The sequence below is a fragment of the Collinsella aerofaciens genome (assembly GCF_018785245.1).
GTDB classification, from domain to species: domain Bacteria; phylum Actinomycetota; class Coriobacteriia; order Coriobacteriales; family Coriobacteriaceae; genus Collinsella; species Collinsella aerofaciens_AD.
This window is the reverse complement of record NZ_WQPL01000044.1, coordinates 1-2,213: the sequence shown is the minus strand read 5'-3', so window position 1 is coordinate 2,213 and position 2,213 is coordinate 1. Positions and strand designations below refer to the sequence as shown.

The following is a 2,213-nucleotide window of genomic DNA, read 5'->3' as shown; positions in this document are numbered from 1 at the left end:
ATGGGTTCGCCCATTCGGAGACCCCCGGGTCGAAGGATGTGTGCTCCTCGCCGGGGATTATCGCAGCTTGCCGCGTCCTTCATCGGCTCCCTGTGCCAAGGCATCCGCCGTGCGCCCGTGGTATCTTGCGGGACCGCATCGGGCCCGCGGGATATCCACGTGTCGCTAATAGAAATTAATCGATATCATGAATAGCGCTCGTATGTCGCAATTCGGGTATCTCATACCGCGGCACAGTGTATGTACTGTGCTCGCGATCAGATGCTCCTCACTCATAAATAAGTGAATTCTTCTTGTTTGGATCGGATGAATGATTGCTATCATTCTGTCTTTAAATCGCAGAAAAGAATCGAGTCTGGAAGAGGATACTCTTCCATCTCTCTCCTATCGCTATGCGGCTCTCAAGGTACGCGGGTGCGACCCCGGGGACCGGGTGCTGCGGGGACTTATCCTGGCGGACATCTACCGGACGGGCTCCTGCCCTCTATTCGAGTTAAAGTTTGTCTCTCTAAGAACTTATCTCCCTAGAAAGGAGGTGATCCAGCCGCACCTTCCGGTACGGCTACCTTGTTACGACTTCACCCCCCTCACCCTCCACACCTTCGGCGCCTCCCCCCTTGCGGTTGGGCCGGCGACTTCGGGTGCAGACGACTCGGGTGGTGTGACGGGCGGTGTGTACAAGGCCCGGGAACGCATTCACCGCGGCATGCTGATCCGCGATTACTAGCAACTCCGACTTCATGGGGGCGGGTTGCAGCCCCCAATCCGAACTGGGGCCGGCTTTCCGGGATCCGCTCCCCCTCGCGGGGTGGCATCCCTCTGTACCGGCCATTGTAGCACGTGTGCAGCCCAGGGCATAAGGGGCATGATGACTTGACGTCGTCCCCGCCCTCCTCCGCCTTGACGGCGGCGGTCCCGCGTGGGTTCCCGGCATCACCCGATGGCAACACGCGGCGGGGGTTGCGCTCGTTGCGGGACTTAACCCAACATCTCACGACACGAGCTGACGACAGCCATGCACCACCTGTATGGGCTCCTCTCGGCCACGGGGTCTCCCCCGCTTCACCCATATGTCAAGCCCTGGTAAGGTTCTTCGCGTTGCTTCGAATTAAGCCACATGCTCCGCTGCTTGTGCGGGCCCCCGTCAATTCCTTTGAGTTTTAGCCTTGCGGCCGTACTCCCCAGGCGGGACGCTTAATGCGTTGGCTGCGGCACGGGGGGATCGTCCCCCCACACCTAGCGTCCATCGTTTACGGCTGGGACTACCAGGGTATCTAATCCTGTTCGCTCCCCCAGCTTTCGCGCCTCAGCGTCGGTCTCGGCCCAGAGGGCCGCCTTCGCCACCGGTGTTCCACCCGATATCTGCGCATTCCACCGCTACACCGGGTGTTCCACCCTCCCCTACCGGACCCAAGCCGCGGAGGTTCCGGGGGCTTCGGGGGGTTGAGCCCCCCGCTTCGACCCCCGGCCTGCCGGGCCGCCTACGCGCGCTTTACGCCCAATGAATCCGGATAACGCTCGCCCCCTACGTATTACCGCGGCTGCTGGCACGTAGTTAGCCGGGGCTTCTTCTGCAGGTACAGTCTTGACTCTTCCCTGCTGAAAGCGGTTTACGACCCGAAGGCCTCCGTCCCGCACGCGGCGTCGCTGCGTCAGGGTTCCCCCCATTGCGCAAGATTCCCCACTGCTGCCTCCCGTAGGAGTCTGGGCCGTGTCTCAGTCCCAATCTGGCCGGTCGGTCTCTCAACCCGGCTACCCGTTGTCGGCACGGTGGGCCGTCACCCCGCCGTCTACCTGATGGGCCGCGGAGCCATCCCCTCCCGTCGGGGCTTTAGCCCGGGCGCCATGCGGCGCCCGGGGGTATCCGGTATTACCCGTCCTTTCGGGCGGCTATCCCGGGGGAGGGGGCAGGTTCTCCACGTGTTACTCAGCCGTTCGCCACTCGCTTCCCTCCGGAGAGGGGTGCCGTTCGACTTGCATGTGTTAGGCGCGCCGCCAGCGTTCATCCTGAGCCAGGATCGAACTCTCCGTCCAAAATATATGGGCTTCGAGCCCGTCCGGTCCTCACAACTATTAGCTGATCGGTTCCGTTCGATTCATATGGTTCTAGTATAGGAAAAGGAATTTCTCGGGGCCGCCTCTCGGCGGCCTTGCGAAAAACAAATCCAAGTTAGACCATTTCAAATGGTTCGATGTCTGCCCGGATGCGACAC

The 2,213-nt window shown here is 61.4% G+C and carries 2 rRNA genes; both read right to left on the bottom strand.

The annotated features are described in order from the left end of the window. Nucleotides 1–131, bottom strand: a 23S ribosomal RNA gene (locus GPK39_RS08455); the annotation flags it as partial. Nucleotides 132–528: 397 nt separating this feature from the next. Next, a 16S ribosomal RNA gene (locus GPK39_RS08450) occupies nucleotides 529–2,034 on the bottom strand. Nucleotides 2,035–2,213: the final 179 nt, after the last annotated feature.